At 76.8% G+C, this 19,448-nt stretch carries 13 protein-coding genes; 9 read left to right on the forward strand and 4 right to left on the reverse strand.

Annotated elements, in window-relative coordinates; all coding sequences use genetic code 11:
* Positions 1 to 216: 216 nt before the first annotated feature.
* On the forward strand, positions 217 to 714 hold the full coding sequence (locus NXY84_RS17590) for an inorganic diphosphatase (RefSeq protein WP_141372301.1): 498 nt from the start codon (positions 217 to 219) through the stop codon (positions 712 to 714).
* Positions 715 to 800: 86 nt separating this feature from the next.
* Here the strand turns inward: NXY84_RS17590 and NXY84_RS17595 are convergent, their stop codons facing one another.
* Positions 801 to 2,237 carry an NlpC/P60 family protein gene (locus tag NXY84_RS17595; protein WP_258724325.1) on the reverse strand — a complete coding sequence of 479 codons (1,437 nt, stop codon included), beginning with the start codon at positions 2,235 to 2,237 and terminating at the stop codon, positions 801 to 803.
* 495 nt (positions 2,238 to 2,732) lie between these two features.
* Between NXY84_RS17595 and NXY84_RS17600 the strand changes: the two genes are divergently transcribed.
* The 7 genes from NXY84_RS17600 (at position 2,733) to NXY84_RS17630 (ending at position 12,826) form a co-directional block, all read left to right on the forward strand.
* Complete coding sequence (locus NXY84_RS17600; protein WP_258724326.1) at positions 2,733 to 4,049, forward strand: bifunctional o-acetylhomoserine/o-acetylserine sulfhydrylase; 1,317 nt, start codon at positions 2,733 to 2,735, stop codon at positions 4,047 to 4,049.
* Positions 4,050 to 4,170: 121 nt separating this feature from the next.
* Positions 4,171 to 5,421 (forward strand): homoserine O-acetyltransferase MetX, encoded by a 1,251-nt coding sequence (gene metX, locus NXY84_RS17605; RefSeq protein WP_258724327.1) that lies wholly within the window; start codon positions 4,171 to 4,173, stop codon positions 5,419 to 5,421.
* A gap of 127 nt (positions 5,422 to 5,548) precedes the next feature.
* The gene (locus NXY84_RS17610) at positions 5,549 to 8,074 is read left to right on the forward strand and encodes a glycoside hydrolase family 3 N-terminal domain-containing protein (RefSeq protein ID WP_309485015.1); all 2,526 of its coding nucleotides are present in this window, start codon (positions 5,549 to 5,551) and stop codon (positions 8,072 to 8,074) included.
* A 167-nt stretch (positions 8,075 to 8,241) separates the two neighbouring features.
* Entirely contained in the window at positions 8,242 to 8,979 is a 738-nt protein-coding gene (locus NXY84_RS17615) for a maleylpyruvate isomerase N-terminal domain-containing protein (protein ID WP_258724328.1), read from the forward strand.
* Positions 8,980 to 9,069: 90 nt separating this feature from the next.
* Positions 9,070 to 10,638, forward strand: a complete 1,569-nt coding sequence (locus tag NXY84_RS17620; protein WP_258724330.1) for a histidine kinase N-terminal 7TM domain-containing diguanylate cyclase — start codon at positions 9,070 to 9,072, stop codon at positions 10,636 to 10,638.
* 163 nt (positions 10,639 to 10,801) lie between these two features.
* The gene (locus tag NXY84_RS17625) at positions 10,802 to 11,770 is read left to right on the forward strand and encodes a zinc-binding dehydrogenase (RefSeq protein ID WP_258724331.1); all 969 of its coding nucleotides are present in this window, start codon (positions 10,802 to 10,804) and stop codon (positions 11,768 to 11,770) included.
* Positions 11,771 to 11,872: 102 nt separating this feature from the next.
* Positions 11,873 to 12,826, forward strand: a complete 954-nt coding sequence (locus NXY84_RS17630; RefSeq protein ID WP_309485016.1) for an alpha/beta hydrolase — start codon at positions 11,873 to 11,875, stop codon at positions 12,824 to 12,826.
* Between the two features lie 22 nt (positions 12,827 to 12,848).
* Here the strand turns inward: NXY84_RS17630 and NXY84_RS21785 are convergent, their stop codons facing one another.
* Both NXY84_RS21785 and NXY84_RS17640 read right to left on the reverse strand, forming a co-directional pair.
* Entirely contained in the window at positions 12,849 to 14,891 is a 2,043-nt protein-coding gene (locus tag NXY84_RS21785) for a hypothetical protein (protein ID WP_309485017.1), read from the reverse strand.
* 229 nt (positions 14,892 to 15,120) lie between these two features.
* Positions 15,121 to 18,066 (reverse strand): FAD-binding and (Fe-S)-binding domain-containing protein, encoded by a 2,946-nt coding sequence (locus tag NXY84_RS17640; RefSeq protein ID WP_396126282.1) that lies wholly within the window; start codon positions 18,064 to 18,066, stop codon positions 15,121 to 15,123.
* 99 nt (positions 18,067 to 18,165) lie between these two features.
* Here NXY84_RS17640 and NXY84_RS17645 point away from each other — a divergent pair, with 99 nt between their 5' ends.
* Entirely contained in the window at positions 18,166 to 18,723 is a 558-nt protein-coding gene (locus NXY84_RS17645) for a hypothetical protein (protein ID WP_258724333.1), read from the forward strand.
* A 202-nt stretch (positions 18,724 to 18,925) separates the two neighbouring features.
* Here NXY84_RS17645 and NXY84_RS17650 read toward each other — a convergent pair whose 3' ends face one another.
* Positions 18,926 to 19,363 carry an OsmC family peroxiredoxin gene (locus NXY84_RS17650; protein ID WP_258724334.1) on the reverse strand — a complete coding sequence of 146 codons (438 nt, stop codon included), beginning with the start codon at positions 19,361 to 19,363 and terminating at the stop codon, positions 18,926 to 18,928.
* Positions 19,364 to 19,448 lie beyond the last annotated feature (85 nt).

The raw sequence follows: 19,448 nt of genomic DNA on the forward strand, positions 1-19,448 counted from the left end.
GTGCGTGTCGCGCGTGTCGCGCGTGTCGTTGGTCTCAGTCGGCTGCTCGACCGGGCACGCTCGGCGGCGCGCGCGGGAGCAAGTCGTCCCGGTGCGTCACACTAGGTCACGTACCAGGGGGGCGTCCCACGTCGGCACGCCGCCACAGGCATGTTGGAGACACGTGTGGACAGGTCGCGCCCACCGGCGCTCCCGCCGCACGGGCGGAGGAGAGCTGTGGAGTTCGACGTCACGATCGAGATCCCCAAGGGGCAGCGCAACAAGTACGAGGTCGACCACGCGACGGGGCGCATCCGCCTCGACCGCATGCTCTTCACCTCGACTCGCTACCCCGACGACTACGGCTTCATCGAGGGCACCCTCGGTGAGGACGGCGACCCGCTCGACGCCCTCGTGCTCCTCGAGGAGCCGACGTTCCCGGGCTGCCTGATCCGGTGCCGTGCGCTCGGCATGTTCCGGATGCGCGACGAGGCGGGCGGTGACGACAAGGTGCTGTGCGTCCCGACGGGCGACCAGCGCGCCGCGTGGCGGCAGGACATCGACGACGTCTCCGACTTCCACCGTCTCGAGATCCAGCACTTCTTCGAGGTCTACAAGGACCTCGAGCCCGGCAAGTCGGTCGAGGGCGCGCACTGGACCGGCCGCCAGGAGGCCGAGGACGAGATCGAGCGCTCGCGCCAGCGGGCCATCGACGCGGGGTACGACCACCACTGAGCCGGACGCGGGCCGCCCCCTGGGGGGCGGCCCGTCCTGCTCGTGGGGTCGCCGGTCCCCCTCGTGCTGCGCGGCAGGGCCTCGCGTCAGGGACGCCCGGCGTACGGCATCGTGCCCGACCAGCGCATCGACGCCAGGCGCACCGGCACACCCTCGCGTGCGGCCTCCATGATCTGCCCGCCGCCGACGTACATCGCGACGTGGTGGATCTTGTCGGGGTTGTTCGGGTCGGTCGACCAGAACACGAGGTCGCCCGGGCGCAGCGAGTCGTAGCTGATCTTGAGCACCTGCTTGTACTGGTCGCGCGACGTGCGGTTGAGGTTGACTCCCGCGCTGCGCCACGCACCCCCGGTGAGCCCCGAGCAGTCGTAGCCGCTCGGGCCCGTGCCGCCCCACAGGTACGGGATGCCGGTCTGCGCGCGCGCCCACGCCGAGGCGGCGTCGCCCTGGGCCGCGCTGCCACGCGAGCGGCCGGTGCCGAGGCCGTACGGGTTGCTCGGCGCCGGGGCCGGCGCGGGGACGACCGGGGCGGGCGCGGGGGCGGGCGCCGCCGGAGCCGGGGCCGCGGGTGCCGGGGCCGCGGGGGCGGGTGCGGCCGGGGCGGGAGCCGCGGGGGCCGGTGCCGCCGGAGCCGGAGCCGCCGGGGCCTGCGCCGCCGGCGCCTGGGAGGCGGGGGCCTGCGCCGCCGGGGCCGTCGCGACGGACGCGGCGGGAGGCGCGGTGCGGCGCGCCTGGGCGGCGGCGTTCTCGCGGGCCTGTCGCTCGACGTCGAGGGCGTCCTGGCGCGCGCGCTCGACCTCCGCGCTCGTGCTGCGCGCGGCGGCGAGCTGGGCGATGAGGCCCTCGCGCTCGACCGTGGCGGCCGCGACGGCCTCGTCCGCCTCCTCCTGGACCTGCTTGGCCTCGGCGAGAGCGTCCTGCGCGGCTGCGGCCGCTTCCTTGCGGGCGGCGACGGCCTCGTCGGCGCGCTTCTTGAGCGTCGTCGCGACGAGCTGCGCGGCGCGGAACTCCTGGACGGCCGCGTCGGCCTTGGTTCTGACCCGGGCGAGCGCGGTGCTGCGCTCGACGACCTGGTCGAACCCGTCGGCCGAGAGGAACGCCTGGACCGAGTCCATCGAGCCGCCCGAGCGGGCGCTCTGCCGGGCGATGGCGACGAGCGTGCGGCGGGCGGCCTCGGCCTGCTCCTGGGCGACGCGGTGGCTCTCGGCGGCGGTGGTCGCGGCGGCGGCCGCGGTCTCGCTGTCGACCTGCGCCTGCGTGTACGCCTCGGCGGCCTGCTGCACGCGCACGAGGGCGGCCTCGCGCTCGGCGCTCTGCTGCGCGAGGCGCACCTCGATCGCGGCGACGGACGACTCGGCCCCGCCGACCGCCCGGCGAGCGTCGCGCACGTCCTGGTCGCTCGGCGCGGCGGGGACGGCGGTCGCCGCCACCGGAGTCAGCACGAGCAGCGCGGCGGCGAGCGAGGCCGCCGCGGCACGCCGGAGGCGGGGTGCCGTGCGGCTGCGCGGGTGGGGGTGCGTCACGTGATGTCCTTCGTCGTCCGAGGGCGCGACCTCGAGCCGTCGGGGGCGCCGTTCGGCACGCTACCGGCGTGATTCTCAGAAGTGAACACCAGTCACACCCGTCACACGAGTCACACCCGTGTCGTTCGGGAGGGATGCGGACGAACCGACCGGGTGAAGCTGCCCGAACGGGCGACGGCGACGCCCGGCACCGGCAGCGGGGTGAAGTCGTCCCGTATCGCGAGACCGCCGTTTCACATACGGGACGGCGCTCGTACTGTTCGTGACATGTCCCGCCGAATGTGTCGCTGACCAGCGCACGCTCGGCTGTGCCCGGTGACCGGTCACCTGAGCCCCTCCCCGTCCCCGCCTGACCGTGCGGCCGACGAGGACCCGGGCTCCCGGTCCTGATCGGGCCGCTCCCGGCACCGCGGCAGCGTGCGCCCCTCCCCCGCCCCCGCGCACCCCCGCCCGCCGCGTCCTCCGGACGCCGGGCCCGCCCCCGAGGAGAGCCCCATGAACAACGCCTGGTCCTTCGAGACCCGCCAGGTCCACGCCGGTCAGACCCCGGACGCCGCGACCGGCGCCCGCGCGCTGCCGATCTACCAGACGACGTCCTTCGTCTTCCCGGACGCGGGCGTCGCCGCCGACCGCTTCGCCCTGAAGGACCTCGGCCCGATCTACACGCGCATCGGCAACCCGACGCAGCAGGCCGTCGAGGACCGGATCGCCTCGCTCGAGGGCGGCGTCGGCGCGCTGCTGCTCGCCTCGGGCCAGGCCGCCGAGACGCTCGCGATCCTCAACGTCGCCGAGGCCGGCGACCACGTCGTCGCGAGCCCGAGCCTCTACGGCGGCACGTACAACCTGCTGCACCACACCCTGCCGCGGTACGGCATCGAGACGACGTTCGTCTCCGACCCGCACGACGCGCAGGCGTGGCGCGACGCGGTGCGCCCGAACACCAAGCTGTTCTTCGCGGAGTCCATCCCCAACCCGCGCGCCGACGTCCTCGACATCGAGCTCGTCGCCGGCATCGCGCACGAGAGCGGCGTGCCGCTGGTCGTCGACAACACCGTCGCGACGCCGTACCTGATCCGCCCGTTCGAGCACGGCGCCGACGTCGTCGTCCACTCGGCGACCAAGTACCTCGGCGGCCACGGCACCGCGATCGGCGGCGTGATCGTCGACGCGGGCACGTTCGACTACGCGCAGCACCCCGAGCGGTTCCCGAACTACAACCAGCCGGACCCGAGCTACCACGGGCTCGTCTACGCGCGGGACCTCGGCGTCGGCAGCGCGTTCGGGGCGAACCTCTCCTTCATCCTGAAGGCCCGCGTGCAGCTCCTGCGCGACCTCGGCGCCGCGATCTCGCCGTTCAACGCGTTCCTGATCGCCCAGGGCATCGAGACGCTGTCGCTGCGCGTCGAGCGCCACGTCGAGAACGCGCAGAAGGTCGCCGAGTGGCTCGAGGCGCGCGAGGACGTGCTCGGCGTGCACTACGCCGGGCTGGCCTCGAGCCCGTGGAACGCGAACGCCCGCAGGTACGCCCCGCGCGGCGCGGGCGCGGTGCTGGCCTTCGAGCTCGACGGCGGCGCGGCGGCCGGCCAGGCGTTCGTGTCCGCCCTCGAGCTGCACTCGAACGTCGCGAACATCGGCGACGTCCGCTCGCTCGTCATCCACCCGGCCTCGACGACGCACAGCCAGCTCACGCCCGAGGAGCAGGCGCTCTCCGGCGTGACGCCCGGGCTCGTGCGGCTCGCGGTCGGGATCGAGCACATCGACGACATCCTCGCCGACCTCGAGGCGGGCTTCCGCGCCGCGAAGGGCGCCTGACCGCACGGCCCCGGGCGCGCCACGCACGTCGCGCCCGGGGCCGCACCGCGCTCGCACCGGGTGCACGCCCCGCGGTCGACCCACGCGCGCCGCGCGGGACGCCCCCGTAGATTGGACAGCCATGCCCACCGACCGGCCGACCGACCGGCCCACGACCGCCAGCGACCGGGACCTCCCGGTCGCCGCCGCGGAGCCCTCCCCGCGCCGGGCGGCCCCCGCAGGCCCCCGCCGGGTCGCCGCACCGCCCGCTCCCGTGCCGGCGAGCGCCGCGTGGCGCGAGGGCGACCCCGTGGGCCGGCGGCAGTTCGCCGACCTCGGGCCGCTGCGCCTCGAGGCGGGCGGGCGGCTCGGTGCCGTCCGGCTCGCGTACGAGACGTGGGGCTCGCTGAACGCGGCCGGCGACAACGCCGTGCTCGTGCTGCACGCGCTGACCGGCGACTCCCACGTGACCGGCGACGCCGGCCCCGGTCACCCGACGCCGGGCTGGTGGCGCTCGCTCGTCGGGCCCGGCGCACCGATCGACACCGACCGGTGGTTCGTCGTGGCGCCCAACGCGCTCGGCGGCTGCCAGGGCTCGACCGGCCCGGCGTCGACCGCGCCCGACGGCCGGCCCTGGGGCGGGCGGTTCCCCCACATCACGGTGCGCGACCAGGTCGCCGCCGAGACGCGGCTGACCGACGCGCTCGGAATCGACTCGTGGGCGCTCGTCGTGGGGGCGTCGATGGGCGGCCAGCGCGTGCTCGAGTGGGGCGTGAGCGCGCGCGACCGGGTCCGGTCCCTCGCGGCGATCGCCACGGCGGCGCAGACGTCGGGCGACCAGATCGCGAGCTTCCACACGCAGCTCGCCGCGATCCACGCCGACCCTCGGTTCCGCGGCGGGGACTACTACGACGCGCCCGACGGCGAGGGCCCGCACGTGGGCCTCGGCATCGCGCGGCAGATCGCGCACCAGACCTACCGCAGCGCCCGCGAGCTCGACGTGCGGTTCGGGCGGATCCCGCAGGGCGGGGAGGACCCGCTCGAGGGCGGGCGCTTCGCGGTGCAGTCCTACCTCGACCACCACGGCGACAAGCTCGCGCGGCGGTTCGACGCGAACACCTACGTCGCGCTGACCCGGACGATGATCACGCACGACCTGGGCCGGGACCGTGGCGGGGTCGAGGCGGCGCTCGCGAGCATCACGGCGCGCTCGCTCGTCGTCGCGGTCGACTCCGACCGGCTGTTCCTGCCCGCGCAGTCCGAGCGCATCGCGGCGGGGATCCCCGGCTCGGGCCCGGTGCGGACCATCCGCTCGGAGTTCGGGCACGACGGGTTCCTCATCGAGGCCGAGCAGGTCGGCGGGATCGTGAGCGAGTTCCTCGCGGAGGGCTGATCCCCGTCGCGCCGGCGACGACGTTCGGCGAAACGTTTCGGCTGTGGTGGGCACGCGCCCGCGGCCGGAGGATCGGGGCAGCCGCTGCCCGACGACGGGCCCGGCGCACCGACGAAGGAGTCGACCGATGCCCCGCTCCGCGCTGCCCGACCGTCCCGCGGGCACCCCGTCCGGCCGCACGACGGGAACCGCGCAGCGGCGCGGGCGCGGGGCGGCCCTGCTCCTCGCGGTGACCCTCACCGCCTCCGGGCTCGGCGTCGCCGCCACCGCGTCCAGCCCGAGCACGGCCCCCGCGCAGGCCGCCGTGCTGCCGTACCTCGACCCGGCGCTCCCCGTCGCGACCCGCGTCGAGGACCTGCTCGGGCGCATGACGCTCGACGACAAGATCGGCCAGATGACGCAGGCCGAGCGCGCCGTCGTCACGCCGGCGGACCTGACGACGTACCGGCTCGGCTCGGTGCTCTCGGGCGGCGGGTCGGCGCCCTCCCCGAACACGACCGCGGGCTGGGCCGACCTCTACGACCGGCTCCAGCGCGGCGCCCTCGCGACTCCGCTGCAGATCCCGATGCTCTACGGGATCGACGCCGTGCACGGCAACAACAACGCGCTCGGCGCGACGATCTACCCGCACAACATCGGCCTGGGGGCGACGCGTGACCCGCAGCTCGCGCAGGACGTGGCGCGGGCCGTCGCCGAGGAGGTCGCCGCGACCGGGGTCGACTGGACGTTCGCGCCGTGCCTGTGCGTCGTCCGCGACGACCGGTGGGGCCGCACGTACGAGTCGTTCGGCGAGGATCCCGCGATCGTGTCCTCGATGGCCACGACCGTCACCGGCTTCCAGGGCGAGCGGCTCGGCGGTCCCGCGTCGGTGCTCGCGACGGCCAAGCACTTCATCGGCGACGGCGGCACCGTGGGCGGCGACGACCAGGGCGACGTCCGGATCACCGAGGCCGAGCTCCGCGCGGTGCACCTGCCCCCGTTCGAGGCGGCGATCGACCGGGGCGTCGGGTCGGTCATGGTGTCCTACAGCAGCTGGAACGGCGTGAAGATGCACGGCAACCGGTACCTGCTCACGGACGTGCTCAAGGGCGAGCTCGGGTTCGACGGCTTTGTGGTGTCCGACTGGGCGGCGATCGACCAGCTCGACGGCGCGCGCGGCTTCACCGCGCAGGAGGTCGCGGCGTCGGTCAACGCGGGCATCGACATGGTGATGGTGCCGAACGACTACCGGACGTTCCTCACGTACCTGCGGCAGGGCGTGCAGAGCGGCGCGATCCCGGCGGCGCGGGTCGACGACGCGGTGCGCCGGATCCTCACGAAGAAGGTCGAGCTCGGCCTGTTCGAGCGGCCGCTCGCCGACCGGTCGACCGCCTCGACGGTCGGCAGCGCGACGCACCGGGCGCTCGCGCGGACCGCGGTGCAGAGGTCGCAGGTGGTCCTCAAGAACACCGGCGTCCTGCCGCTCGCGACGACGGGCGGCACGGTCTGCGTCGCCGGGAAGAACGCGCACGACATCGGCAACCAGAGCGGCGGCTGGACGCTGAGCTGGCAGGGCGCGAGCGGCGCGACGGTGCCCGGGACGACGATCCTGCAGGGCGTCCAGGAGGTGCTCGGCGGCGGCCGGTCGGTGACGCACGCGCGCGACGCGAGCAACGTCGACGCCTCGTGCGCGGTCGCGGTCGCCGTGCTCGGCGAGACCCCGTACGCGGAGGGCGAGGGCGACCGGCCCGGCGGGCTCGCCCTCGACGCCGCCGACACCGCGGTGCTCGAGCGGATCCGGTCGACGGGCGTCCCCACGGTCGTCGTGCTCGTGTCCGGCCGTCCGCTCGACGTCTCAGGGTTCCTGCCCTGGGTCGAGGCGCTCGACGTCGCGTGGCTCCCCGGCAGCGAGGGAGCGGGCGTCGCGGACGTCCTGTTCGGGAAGGTCGCCCCGACCGGGACGCTCCCGGTCTCCTGGCCCGCGTCCGCGACGCAGCAGCCGGTCAACGCCGGCGACGGCCGCACGCCGCTGTTCCCGCTCGGGGCGGGCCTCACGTGGACGCCCGACGACGGCGGCGGCGTCGTGCAGCCGCCGGACGCGCCCACGGGCCTGACCGCCGGCCGGACGACGACGAGCACCGTCCCCCTCGCCTGGTCGGCGCCGGCCGGCGGGACCGCCGTCACCGGCTACGAGGTGCACCGCGGCGGCCTGCGCGTCGCGACGACCGCCGGCACGGCGTACACCGACACCGGGCTCACGGCCCGCACCGCGTACACGTACACGGTCCGCGCGGTCGACGCCGCGGGGAACGTGTCGCCGCCCTCGGCCGCCGTGACGGCGACGACCCAGCCCGGGACGTCGGGCCCTGCCACGGGGTGCACCGCGACCTGGCGGACCGAGAACAGCTGGGGCAGCGGGTTCACGGCGTCGGTCACGGTGACCGCGACCGGCACCCAGCCGCTGCGGTCGTGGCGCGTGACGTGGGTGTGGCCCGACGGCGTGCAGCTCGCGGGCGGCTGGAACGCGGCGTTCGCACGCACCGGGGCCACGCAGACCGCGTCGAGCCTGGCCTACAACGGCGCGCTCGCACCGGCGGCCTCGACGTCGTTCGGCCTGCAGGGCACGACGGCGGGCGGCGCGCCCGCGCCGACGCTCACGTGCGTCGGCGGCTGACCGCACCACCGGCTGTGGCGTGGTCAGCGGCCGCCCGGTGCGCCGCTCGCCGGGCGGCGCACCGGGCCGGTCGCCGGGCGAGCGTCGGGGCCCCGGGACGCCCGCACGTGCGCGGACCCGTCCCGGACACCTGCCCGACTTCGCCCGGTCTGGGGCACGATGGGCGCATGACGCACCCCTCGTCGACCGACCTCGCCGCCGCCTCGACCGCGCTGCACGCCCAGTGGGACGTCCTGCGGCGGTGGGTCGGGACCGTGGTCGACCCCCGTGCGGCACGCGCCGAGAGCGTGCTCGACGGCTGGACCGTGGGCGACCTCGTCGCGCACCTCGGACGCGCGATGGACTCGCTCACCGCGGTCGAGGTCGCCCCGGCCGGGACGGTCCCGCTCACGCTCGCCGAGTACCTCGGGCAGTACGCCGACCGGGCGTCGGAGACCGCGGAGACGACGCGGCAGCTCGCGGCCGAGCTCGGCGACGACCCGCTCCCCGCGGTCGACGCGCTCGCCCGCGCCGCATTCGCCCGCCTCGACGCGCTCGGCACCTCGGACGCCGTCGTGCTCGCCCGCCGCGGGCCCGTGCTGCTCTCCGACATGGTGGCGTCGCGCGTGCTCGAGCTCGTGGTGCACGCCGACGACCTCGCGCGCTCGCTGCGCGGGAGCGGCCGCGTCGACCCGTCCGGCGCCGGTCCCGTCGACCGCGACGCGCTCGACCTCGTCGCCGGGGTCCTGCTGCGCATCGTCGTCGCGCGCGGCGGGTGGAGCCTCGAGGTCGCCCGGCCGCTCACGTGGGTCCGGCTCGCCGCGGGCCGCGTCCCGTACGACGTCGACGTCCTCGCCGAGGCGCTGAGCCCGCAGTACACGTCGGAAGCCGTGCCCGACCTCGGCCGGATGCTGCCGCTGCTCTGACACGACCACCCGGTCGGGCCCTCACGGCCCGACCGTCCCTGCCGATCGTGCCGGGGACAGCCCAGGGACCGACGGGAAGGTGGCAGCGTCGTGCTCGCGCTCGTCTACGCCCTCGTCGCGCTCGTCGCGCTCGTCCCCGCGCTGACGTCCTGGCGGCACCGCGAGCGAGGGCCCGCCGCCCGGCCGCTCGCGCTCCTGCACCTCGGGATCGCGTACTGGAGCGCCTTCGACGCCGCCTCGGTCGCCGCCGCGGACCCTGCGCTCGCGTACGCGTTCAGCCTCGCGATCTACCCGGGCGTGTGCGCGGTGATCGCGGGCTTCCTGTGGCAGGCGCTCGTCGCCGCGGGGCACGCCGAGCAGCTGCGGCGCGAGCACGCCGTCCTGCTCGCGGTCGTCCCGGTCCTGACCGTCGTCGCCGCCGCGACCGACCCGTGGCACCACCTGTTCTACGCCTCGGTCGAGCGCGCGCCCGGCGCCGCCATGCCGCACGTCGACTTCGGCCCGCTGTTCTGGGTGCACAGCGCGTACAGCTACGCGCTCAGCGCCGCCGCGACCGTGCTGCTCGTGCAGGCGATGCGCCGGTCCATCGCCGGCCAGCGCCGCACGTTCGTCCTCCTCCTCGTCGCCGCGGCGGCACCGACCGTCGGCAACCTCGCGACGCTCACCGGCGTGGCGGGAGCCCAGACGGTCGACCTGACGCCCGTCCTGTTCCTCGTGACGGCGCTCTCGTGGTGGCTGCTCGACCGCCGCTGGGGACGGGGGCTGGCCCTGCCGTCGCTGTCCGCGCGCCAGGTCCTCGCCGCGCTCGGCGACGCCGCGATGGTCCTCGACCCGTGGGGCCGGTTCCTCGACCTGAACCCCGCCGCGGTCCGGCTGCTCGCGCGCGCCCCCGGGGCGGCCGGCTCCGCGCTCCTCGGCGCGCGGTGGCAGGACGTGCTGGGGCCCGAGCTGGCGGCCGCGCTGGGGAGCCGCGACCCCGTGACCGTCACGACCCGTGACGGCCAGGTGCTCGACGTGCGCGTCACCGAGATCCGGTCGCGGCAGGGGCGCCTGCTCGGGTTCGTCGCCGTCGCCCGGGACGTCACCGAGCTCGAGCACCTGCGCGCGGACCTCGTCGACCAGGCGTCCCGCGACGCGCTCACGCACGTCCACAACCGGCGGCACCTCGCGCTCGCGCTCGCGACGGCGGTCACCCGGTCGGCGTCGGCGGGCACGCCGCTGACGGTCGTCATGGTCGACCTGGACCACTTCAAGCAGGTCAACGACACCCACGGGCACGCCGTCGGGGACGAGCTGCTCGTGTTCCTCGCGACCACGCTGGCGTCGAGCCTGCGGGGCACGGACGTCGTCGCGCGGTACGGCGGCGAGGAGTTCGTCGTCGTCATGCCCGGCGCGGACGTCGCGGTCGCGGCACGGCGCGCCGAGGAGTGGCGGGCGGCGTGCGCCGGCGCGACCGTGCAGGCCGCCGCCGGGCGGGTCGGGGTGACGATCAGTCTCGGCGTCGCGGAGGCCGCCCCCGGGGACACCCCCGAGAGCCTCCTGCACCGGGCCGACGACGCGCTGTACCGCGCGAAGAGCGACGGGCGCGACCGCGTGGTCGTCGCGGGACCCGGGACGTCCTCGCGCGCGCTCGCCCCCGCACCGTCCGGGGCGCACTGAGCCCGCGCCCGGCACGGGTGTCGCGCCACCCGCGACCGACCGGCAGCGCCGGCCCTCCGACCTCGCCCGACGGGCAGCGACCCCCCACCGACCTCGCCCCGGTCCGGCACCGAGCGCAGCCCGGACGTCGGCGCCCCCGGACCCACCGGGCTACGGTGCTCGCATGCTCGCTGCGTCCGTGACCCGCTTCGGCACCTCGCCCGACGACCTGCTCGACGGCCTCGAGGTAGGGGAGCGTCCCGAGCCCGAGCCGCGCGAGCACTGGACGACCGTCGACGTGCGCGCCGCCTCGCTCAACCACCACGACCTGTGGTCGCTGCGCGGCGTGGGCCTGCGCGCCGAGGCGCTGCCGATGGTCCTCGGGACGGACGCCGCCGGGGTCACGCCGGACGGGCGCGAGGTCGTCGTGCACGGCGTCGTCGGTGGTGCGCTCGGCCACGGCGTCGGGCCCGACGAGCCGCGCTCGCTGCTGTCCGAGCGGTACCCCGGGACGCTCGCGGAGCGCGTCGCGGTGCCGACGTGGAACCTCGTCGACAAGCCCGCGGGGCTCTCGTTCGTCGAGGCCGCCTGCGTGCCGACCGCGTGGCTGACCGCGTACACGATGCTGTTCACGCGCGGGCGCGCGACCCCGGGCCAGCGCGTGCTCGTGCAGGGCGCCGGCGGCGGGGTGGCGACCGCCGCGGTCCTGCTCGGTGCGGCGGCCGGGCTCGAGGTGCTCGTGACGAGCCGCGACGAGACGCGCCGGGCCCGCGCCGTCGAGCTCGGCGCCGCCGGGGCGTTCGAGACCGGCGGCCGGCTCCCCGGCAAGGTGGACCTCGTGCTCGAGACCGTCGGCGCGGCGACGTGGTCGCACTCGGTGCGCTCCGTGCGCCCCGGCGGCACGATCGTCGTCGCGGGCGCGACCTCGGGCGACGCGAGCCCCGCCGAGCTGCAGCGGCTGTTCTTCCTCGAGATCAGCGTCCTCGGCGTCACGATGGGCGCCAAGGAGGACCTCGTGCACCTGCTCGCGATGCTCGGGCGCACCGGGGTCCGCCCGCTCGTGGACGCGACCTACCCGCTGACGCGTGCCCGCGACGGCCTCGACCGGCTCGCGCGCGGCGCCCAGTTCGGCAAGGTGGTCGTCGAGGTCTGACGCGACCCACCCGCCGGGAGGTCCCGGGCCGGGCGGCACGACGAGCGGCCGGCGGTGCGCCGGCGGAGAGGCGGGCGCGTGGTCGGCCGGTGGGGACCCGACGTGCTGGGCGACGACTTCCGGGCCCGCACCCTCGCGCTCGCGCCCGACGACGAGGGCGACGTCGTCGCGACCCTCGTGCGGTACGCACCCGCGACGCCCGAGCCGGTGCGGCCCGCCCGCGCGGTGCTCTACGTGCACGGGTGGTCCGACTACTTCTTCCAGACCGGGCTCGCCGCGTACTGGCACGCCCAGGGCGCCGCGTTCTACGCCCTCGACCTGCGCAAGTACGGCCGCAGCCTGCGCCCGCACCAGACGCCCGGCTACGTCGACGACCTGCGCACGTACGACGAGGACCTCGACGCGGCGCTGACCCAGGTGCAGCGGGACCTCGGCACGAGAGCCCGGGTCATGGTCATGGGGCACTCGACGGGCGGCCTCGTCGCCGCGCTGTGGGCGGACCGCAACCCCGGGCGGATCGCAGGTCTCGTCCTCAACAGCCCGTGGCTCGAGCTCCAGGGCTCCGCGGTGCTCCGGAACGTCAGCGCCCCGGCGATCGCGCGCATGGCCCAGCTCCAGCCGCGTGCGCCGCTGCCCAACATCGACCCCGGGTACTACGCGCGCACGATCCGCTCCGCCGACGGCGGCGAGTGGACCTACGAGGACCGCTGGCGCCCCGTGCCGTCGTTCCCGGTCCGCGCCGGGTGGCTCAGCGCGATCATGACGGGCCACGCGCAGGTCGCGCGCGGGCTCGCGATCGACGTCCCCGTGCTCACGCTCGTCTCCGCGCGGACGGTGATCAGCCGGCGCTGGAGCGAGGACATGCGGGCCGCGGACATCGTGCTCGACGTGGACCTCGTCGTGCGCCGCGCCGTGCAGCTCGGACCCGTCGTCACGGTCGTGCGCGTGCCCGGCGGGCTGCACGACCTCACACTGTCCCCCGCGCCGGTGCGCGCGCGGCTCTACGCCGAGATCTCCCGGTGGGCGGGCAGCTACGGGTGGGTCGCCGCGGGCTGACCCGCGGCGCGCCCCGGGCCGGTCAGCGGACGCCGGCCGCCTCGGCGAGCGTCGGACCGCCGTCGCCGACGCGCCACGAGCTCCACCCGTCGACGGCTCCCTCCGCGTTCGCGGCCTCCGCCGCCGCCTCGTCGGGGTCGGCGTGCACGCCGCCGTCGGGCAGCTCGATGAGGCCGTCGCCGCGCAGCGTCGCGACGAGGCGCTGACCCCGGCGCTCGCGGAACCACACGAGCGTCGCGACGGCGCCGCGCCCCTTGGCGAGCGCCGCGAGGGCGGGGTCGGGGCTGGGTGCGGAGGACGTGCCGGTCAACGCCGGCCGCAGGGACCCGGTGGGCGGCGTGGGCGGGACGTCGGCGCGCGACCGGCGGTCACGCACGGGGAGGTCCTCGTCGGGCCCCGACGCGCGGCCGGGGACGCCCGCGGCCGGGGTCGTCGGGGCCGGGGTCGCGGCGGCCGGGGCCGTCGCGGCGGGACCGGTCGCGGGACGCGGGTGGTGCTCGTCCGCCGGGGCGGCCGCCCGGGGCGAGGTCGCTGCCGCACCGTGCGCCGGGGTCGGGACCCGGCGCTCGTCGGCGAGGAACGACGGCCGGTACGGCTCCGGGGTGGGGATCGGCGCGGGCGTCGACCCGGACGGGCTCCCGGTGCCGGGCGCGCCTGCCGCGGCCGTCGGGAGCGCGCCCGACGCGGCAGGGCTCGCCAGGGCCGGGCCCGACGGGGTCGCGGCTGACGCGGTCGGGGCCGACGCACCCCGGGGTGCCGGTCCGGAGGCCGCGGTGGACGGGCTCGCCCAGGCCGCGCTCGTCGCCTCGACGGCGGACGAGCCGGTGCCCGTGCCGCTCCGGCCGACGGGAGCCTGACCCACCGGGCGGTCGGGCAGGAAGATCGGCGCCGTGAGCGGGCTCGGCTCCCGGCGGGCCGGGCGCAGCCGTGCGGCGTCGAACGCGCGCGCACGGGCGAGCGCCTCGTCCGCGGCCCGGAGCTCGGCGGCGTGCACCGCGGGGTCGCGCGGGAGGTCAGTCGTGGTGCTCTCGTCGGCACGCCGCCGGGCCGCGGCGCGCTCCTCGGCGGCGCGCTGCTCCTCGGGGCGCGGCGCGAACCCGCCGGAGCGCGTCGGGGGCTCGGGCAGCGCCTCGTCGTCGTCGAGCCGGACGGGCGCCATGCGCATGGTCAGCTCGACGTCCGCAGGGACTGCGAGGGCCGGGCGCGCGGCCGGCACGGGTGCGGGCGTGGGTGCCGGCGCAGTCGGCGCCAGGGCCCGCGTGAGCGCGGAGCCAGCGGCGGGCGCCGGGTCAGCGGTCGGCGCCGGGTCTCCGGCGCTCGGGGGCAGGTCCCACTCGTCCGCGGAGGGCCGCGGCACGGGCACCGGCTCGGGCCGCGGGCGCTCCGCGGCGGCCGCTCGCGCCGAGACGCTCTCGTGCGCCGACGCCCCCGTCACGGTCAGGGGCGCGGGCACCGGGGCGGGGACGATCATCGCGGCGGGCTCGACGGGGCGCGGGGTGCGGTGCGGGCCGAGCTGGACGGGCGAGACGTCGACGTAGCGGCGCCCGTCACCGCCCTGCACGACGCCCATCTGCAGGACCTCGACCTGGCGGCCCGGCTGGCGCAGGAACGCCAGGGCGTCGCTCACGTCCTCGTCGACCTCCGAGCACACGAGGACGAGGCGGGAGCCCGTGCGAGGTGCGTGCTGGGCGGTGAGCGGCGAGCGGTCGCGGAACACCGCGAGGTCCGCGTCGAACGCCTCGCGGCCGCCCTGGTAGGCGCGGGCGAGGTCCGAGCGGGTGAGCCGGGCGGCCTGGCCCGCGAAGCCCAGGGCGCGCACGAGCGCCTCGGCGTCGAGCAGGTGGACCACGTCGACGACGACCGGCTGACCGCCCGCGTCGAGCGCGAGCAGGTGCGGCGCCTCGTCGTCCTCGTGCCGCACGCGCACCTGGAAGAGCTGCTCGCCGAGCAGCGCGGTGAGGTGGTCGGCGACGAGCGCGGAGGTGTCCGGCGCGAACGTCGAGCTCGCGGGCTGCATGGGCTGGACGAGGAGGGGTCGACCTTCGTCGAGCTCGAAGATCGGCACTGCCTCTCCCTCCCCGGGCGCGCGCAGCCGCCGTGCGCACCCGCGTCGATCGCCCCGGACGCTCCGCCCCCCGGCCGTCCGGCGAACACTCTCCCATGCCCCGCTGTGAAGCCCAACCGGCCCTCACCCGAACGCTGCCGAGGCGCAGGCGGACGGCGTCAGCCCACGCTCTCACGGGCGCCGGCGTCCGCCCGACGCGGCTCCCCGCCCCGCCCGGCCCGCCGGTCGGTCAGCCGGCCCCCGTGACCGCGTCCGCGCCGAGCGGCAGGTGCGCCGCGAGCAGCTCCGCGAGGTGCACCCCCTGGACCCCGGCGAGCTGCTCGGCCTGCGTGCGGCACGAGAACCCGTCGGCGAGGTACACGTCGCCCGGCGCCGCGTCGCGCAGCGCGGGCAGCAGCGCGTGCTCGGCGACGGCCACCGACGTCTCGTAGTGGCCCTTCTCCATCCCGAAGTTCCCGGCGAGGCCGCAGCACCCGGCGAGCGTCGAGAACTGCGCGCCGGCCTCGGTCAGGAGCGTGCGGTCGGCGGTGTACGTCATCACGGAGTGGTGGTGGCAGTGCGGCTGGACGACGGCGGTCACGCCGGACAGGTCCGGGAGCTCCCAGCGCTCGCGCGGGCCGATCGGTGCGGGGGCGGTGAGCAGCTCCGCGAGGGTCCGGGTCTCGCGCGCGACCGCGACGGCGCGGGGGTCGTCGGGCAGCAGGTCGAGCAGGTCCGAGCGCAGGACGGCGGTGCACGACGGCTCGAGGCCGACGATCGGGATGCCGTTGACGGCGTACGGGCCGAGCACGCCGAGCAGGTGCGTGAGCCGGTCGCGCGCGCCGTCGAGCTGGCCCGTGGTGATCCACGTGAGCCCGCAGCACGCCTCGTCCTCGGGCACGATCACCTCGTAGCCGGCCGCCGTCAGCACCCGCACCGCGGCCTGCGCGACGGACGGCGCGAGGCCGTCGCTGAAGGAGTCGGTCCACAGCAGCACGCGCGGCTTCCGGGCACCCTCGGGCGCCTCGTCGTCCACCGCGCCCGCACCCCGCGTGACCTGCGCCGCGCCCGCACCGCGCGCCCACGCGCGGAACGGCGTGGGGGCGAACGTGACCATCTTCCGGCGCGTGTCCATGCCGCCCGCGGCGAGCACGAGCTTCGCGACGGGGCGGATCCCGAGCGCCGCGTTGGCGAGCCGCGCGAGCCCGGGCACGCCCGTCACGAGCCGGGTCCAACGCGGGAGCCAGCCGAGCGCGTAGTGGCTCACGGGGCGCAGCCGCCCGCGATAGGTCCGGTGCAGCACCTCGGACTTGTACTGCGCCATGTCGACGCCCGCGGGGCAGTCGCTCGAGCAGGCCTTGCACGCGAGGCACAGGTCGAGCACCTCGTGGACCTCGGGCGCCGCCCAGCCCTGCGTGACGAACGTGCCGTTCGCCATCTCCTGGAGCACGCGGGCCCGGCCGCGGGTCGAGTCCTTCTCGTCGCGCGTCGCGAGGTACGACGGGCACATGAACCCGCCGGTCGCGGACGTGTCGGCGCGGCACTTGCCGACCCCGACGCAGCGGTGCACGGCCGTCGTGAAGTCCCCCGCGTCGTGCCCGAACGCGAACCCGCCCGAGCCCGCGAGCAGCGACCGGGCGTGCGGGCGGCGCAGGTCGGCGTCGAGCGGCCGCGGGCGCACCAGCACCCCGGGATTGAGCAGGTCGCGCGGGTCGAACAGGTCCTTGACGGCCTCGAACGCCGCGATCGCCGTCGCGGAGTACATGACCGGCAGCAGCTCGCTGCGCGCGCGCCCGTCGCCGTGCTCGCCCGAGAGCGAGCCGCCGTGCGCGGCCACGAGGTGCGCGGCGTCGGTCATGAAGGCGCGCAGCGGGTCGCCCGAGCGCTCGAGCGGGACGTCGAGGCGCAGGTGCACGCACCCGTCGCCGAAGTGCCCGTAGGCGAGCCCGTCGACCGCGTGCGTGGCCATGAGCGCCTCGAGCTCGCGCAGGTACGCGCCGAGCCGGGCGGGCGGCACCGCGGAGTCCTCGAAGCCGGGCCAGGCCTGCTCGCCTGAGGGCGTGCGCCCGCCGAGCCCGGCGCCGTCCTCGCGGATCCGCCACATCGCAGCGGCCTGCGGTCCCGGCGGGAACACCCCCACCGCCTCGGTCCGCGCGTCGGCCGCGAGCGCGCGCGCCCGGGACATCGCCTCGTCGAGGTCCGCTCCCCCGACCTCGACCATGAGCCAGCCCGCACCCGTCGGCAGCGGCGGCACCGCGCTCGCGCCCTTGACGCGGCGCACGACGTCGACGAGCCGGGCGTCCATCCCCTCGATCGCGAGCGGGGCGTGCGCCAGCAGCGCGGGCACGGCGTCGGCGGCCGTCGGCATGTCCGGGTAGCCGAGCACGACGAGCACGGGTGCGGCGGCGATCGGCACGAGGTTCACGGTCGCGCCGAGCAGGGTCACGAGGGTGCCCTCGGTGCCCACGAGCGCCTTCGCGAGGTCCGCGCCGTTCTCGGGCAGCAGGTGCTCGAGCGAGTACCCGGAGACCTGCCGGCCGAAGCGGCCCAGCTCGGTGCGGATCGTCTCGAGGTTCGCGCGCACCAGGGCGTCGAGGCCCGGCACGGGGTCGAGCCCGCGCGCGGCCTCGAAGCGCCGGCCCGTGCCGTCGACCACGTCGAGCGCGAGCACGTTGTCCGCGGTGCGTCCGTACGCCACCGCGCGCGGGCCGCACGCGTTGTTGCCGATCATGCCGCCGAGCGTGGCGCGGGCCTGCGTCGACGGGTCGGGGCCGAAGCGCAGCCCGTGCGGGGCTGCCTGGCGCTGGAGCTCGGACATGACGACGCCGGGCTCGACGCGCGCGGTGCGGGCCTCGGGGTCGATCGCGAGCACGCGGTTCACGTGCCGGGAGAAGTCGAGCACGACGCCGGTGCCGACGGCGTTGCCCGCGACGGACGTGCCCCCGCCGCGCGACGTCAGCGGGACCCCCGCCGCGCGCGTGACCTCGAGCGCGGCCAGCACGTCGTCGGTGTCCCGCGGGAACACGACGACCTGCGGCACGACGCGGTAGTTCGACGCGTCCGTGGAGTACTCGGCGCGACGCCGGGAGGAGTCGTCCACGGAGCCCCGGACCGCGGCGCGCAGCGCGGCGACGACGTCGGGGGTGGGCTGCGCGGCCGCGTCCGGGCGCTGCGCGGGATCCGTCACGGTCGACACGGCTGCAGTCTCCCACCCACAGCCCAGCGTCCGCGCAGGGTGACCAGGTTCACCCTGGTGGCCGTGCATGCCGGCCCGCACCGTGCCGATATCTCTTGCATGACAGGCACAGCACGGCACCCCCGCTCGCGGGAGCGTCGCAGCTTCGTGCCGTCCCCCCGCGGCACCGCGGGACGCGCGGCCCCCGACGTGCGTCCCGCGGTGCGCGGGCTGGATCCCGCCGAGGCCATGTGGCTCGCGGAGTCCCGCGAGCTCCTGCGCGGCCCCGGCCTGGACCTCACCGACGTCGACCGGCTCGGCGTCCTGCTCGACGAGCTCATGGGTGCCTGGCACGCCGTCGAGCCCCCGCTCCGCTGGGACCCGGTGCCCACGATCACCGCGCTGGGCCTCCTCGCCGGCGACGTGATCGTCGCCCGCGTGCCCGGGCTCACGTGGGTCCGCATCGAGGGCTCGCCGAGCATCGCGCTCGCACACCCCCGCACGACGACGCTCGAGCTGCCCCTCGACGCCGTCGCCGCCCTGTGGGAGGCCGGCGTCCCCGAGCAGCTCCCCACGCTCGTGCGCGAGGTCACCGACCGGACGCTCGCCCGCGTCACCCAGGTCGACGAGCCCCCGCGGCTCACGGGCGCACTGCGGCTGCTCGCTCGCCTGCGCTGACGACCGGGTCGGCAGCACGCCGACCGGCACGCGTGCCGAGCACGCTCGGCGGGCGACCGGACGCCAGGACGTCGGCGGCTCCGCACGTCCGACCGCCGGGGCGTCCGCTCCGCCACCCCGGAACGACCCCCGCACCGACCGCCCCGCGCCGACGCACGCGCGCACGTCGCGCACGCCGCCGGCCCGGGACGGACCGCGCGGGTCAGTCCAGCGCGGCGTCGAGCGTGATCTCGGTGCCCGTCAGGGCCTTGCTCACCGGGCACGTCGCCTTCGCGGCGTCGGCCGCCTTCACGAAGCCGTCGGCGTCGATGTTCTCGACCTCGCCGCGGACCTTCAGCGCGATCCCGCTGATGCGGAAGCCGCCGGCGGGGTCGGGGCTCAGCGTCACGTCCGCGGTGACCTCGAGCGCGACGGGCGTCGCCCCCGCCTCGCCGAGCAGCGCGGACAGCTGCATCGCGTAGCAGGACGAGTGCGCGGCCGCGACGAGCTCCTCGGGGCTCGTCACCCCGCCCGCCTCGTCGGCGGCGCGGCGCGGGAACGAGACGTCGTACGTGCCGACCTTCGAGCTCGTCAGCTCGACCTGGCCGCCCCCCTCCTGCAGGGTCCCGTTCCAAGCGGTGCGTGCGGTACGGATGGGCATGGCGCTCCTTCGTCGTGGCGTGCGCGACGCCGGGCGACGCCGCCCGTCCACCGTAGGGTCGCGGCGCGGAGGCCGACACCCCAGT

Source organism: Cellulomonas sp. NS3 (genome assembly GCF_024757985.1).
In the GTDB taxonomy this organism is placed as follows: Bacteria; Actinomycetota; Actinomycetes; order Actinomycetales; family Cellulomonadaceae; genus Cellulomonas_A.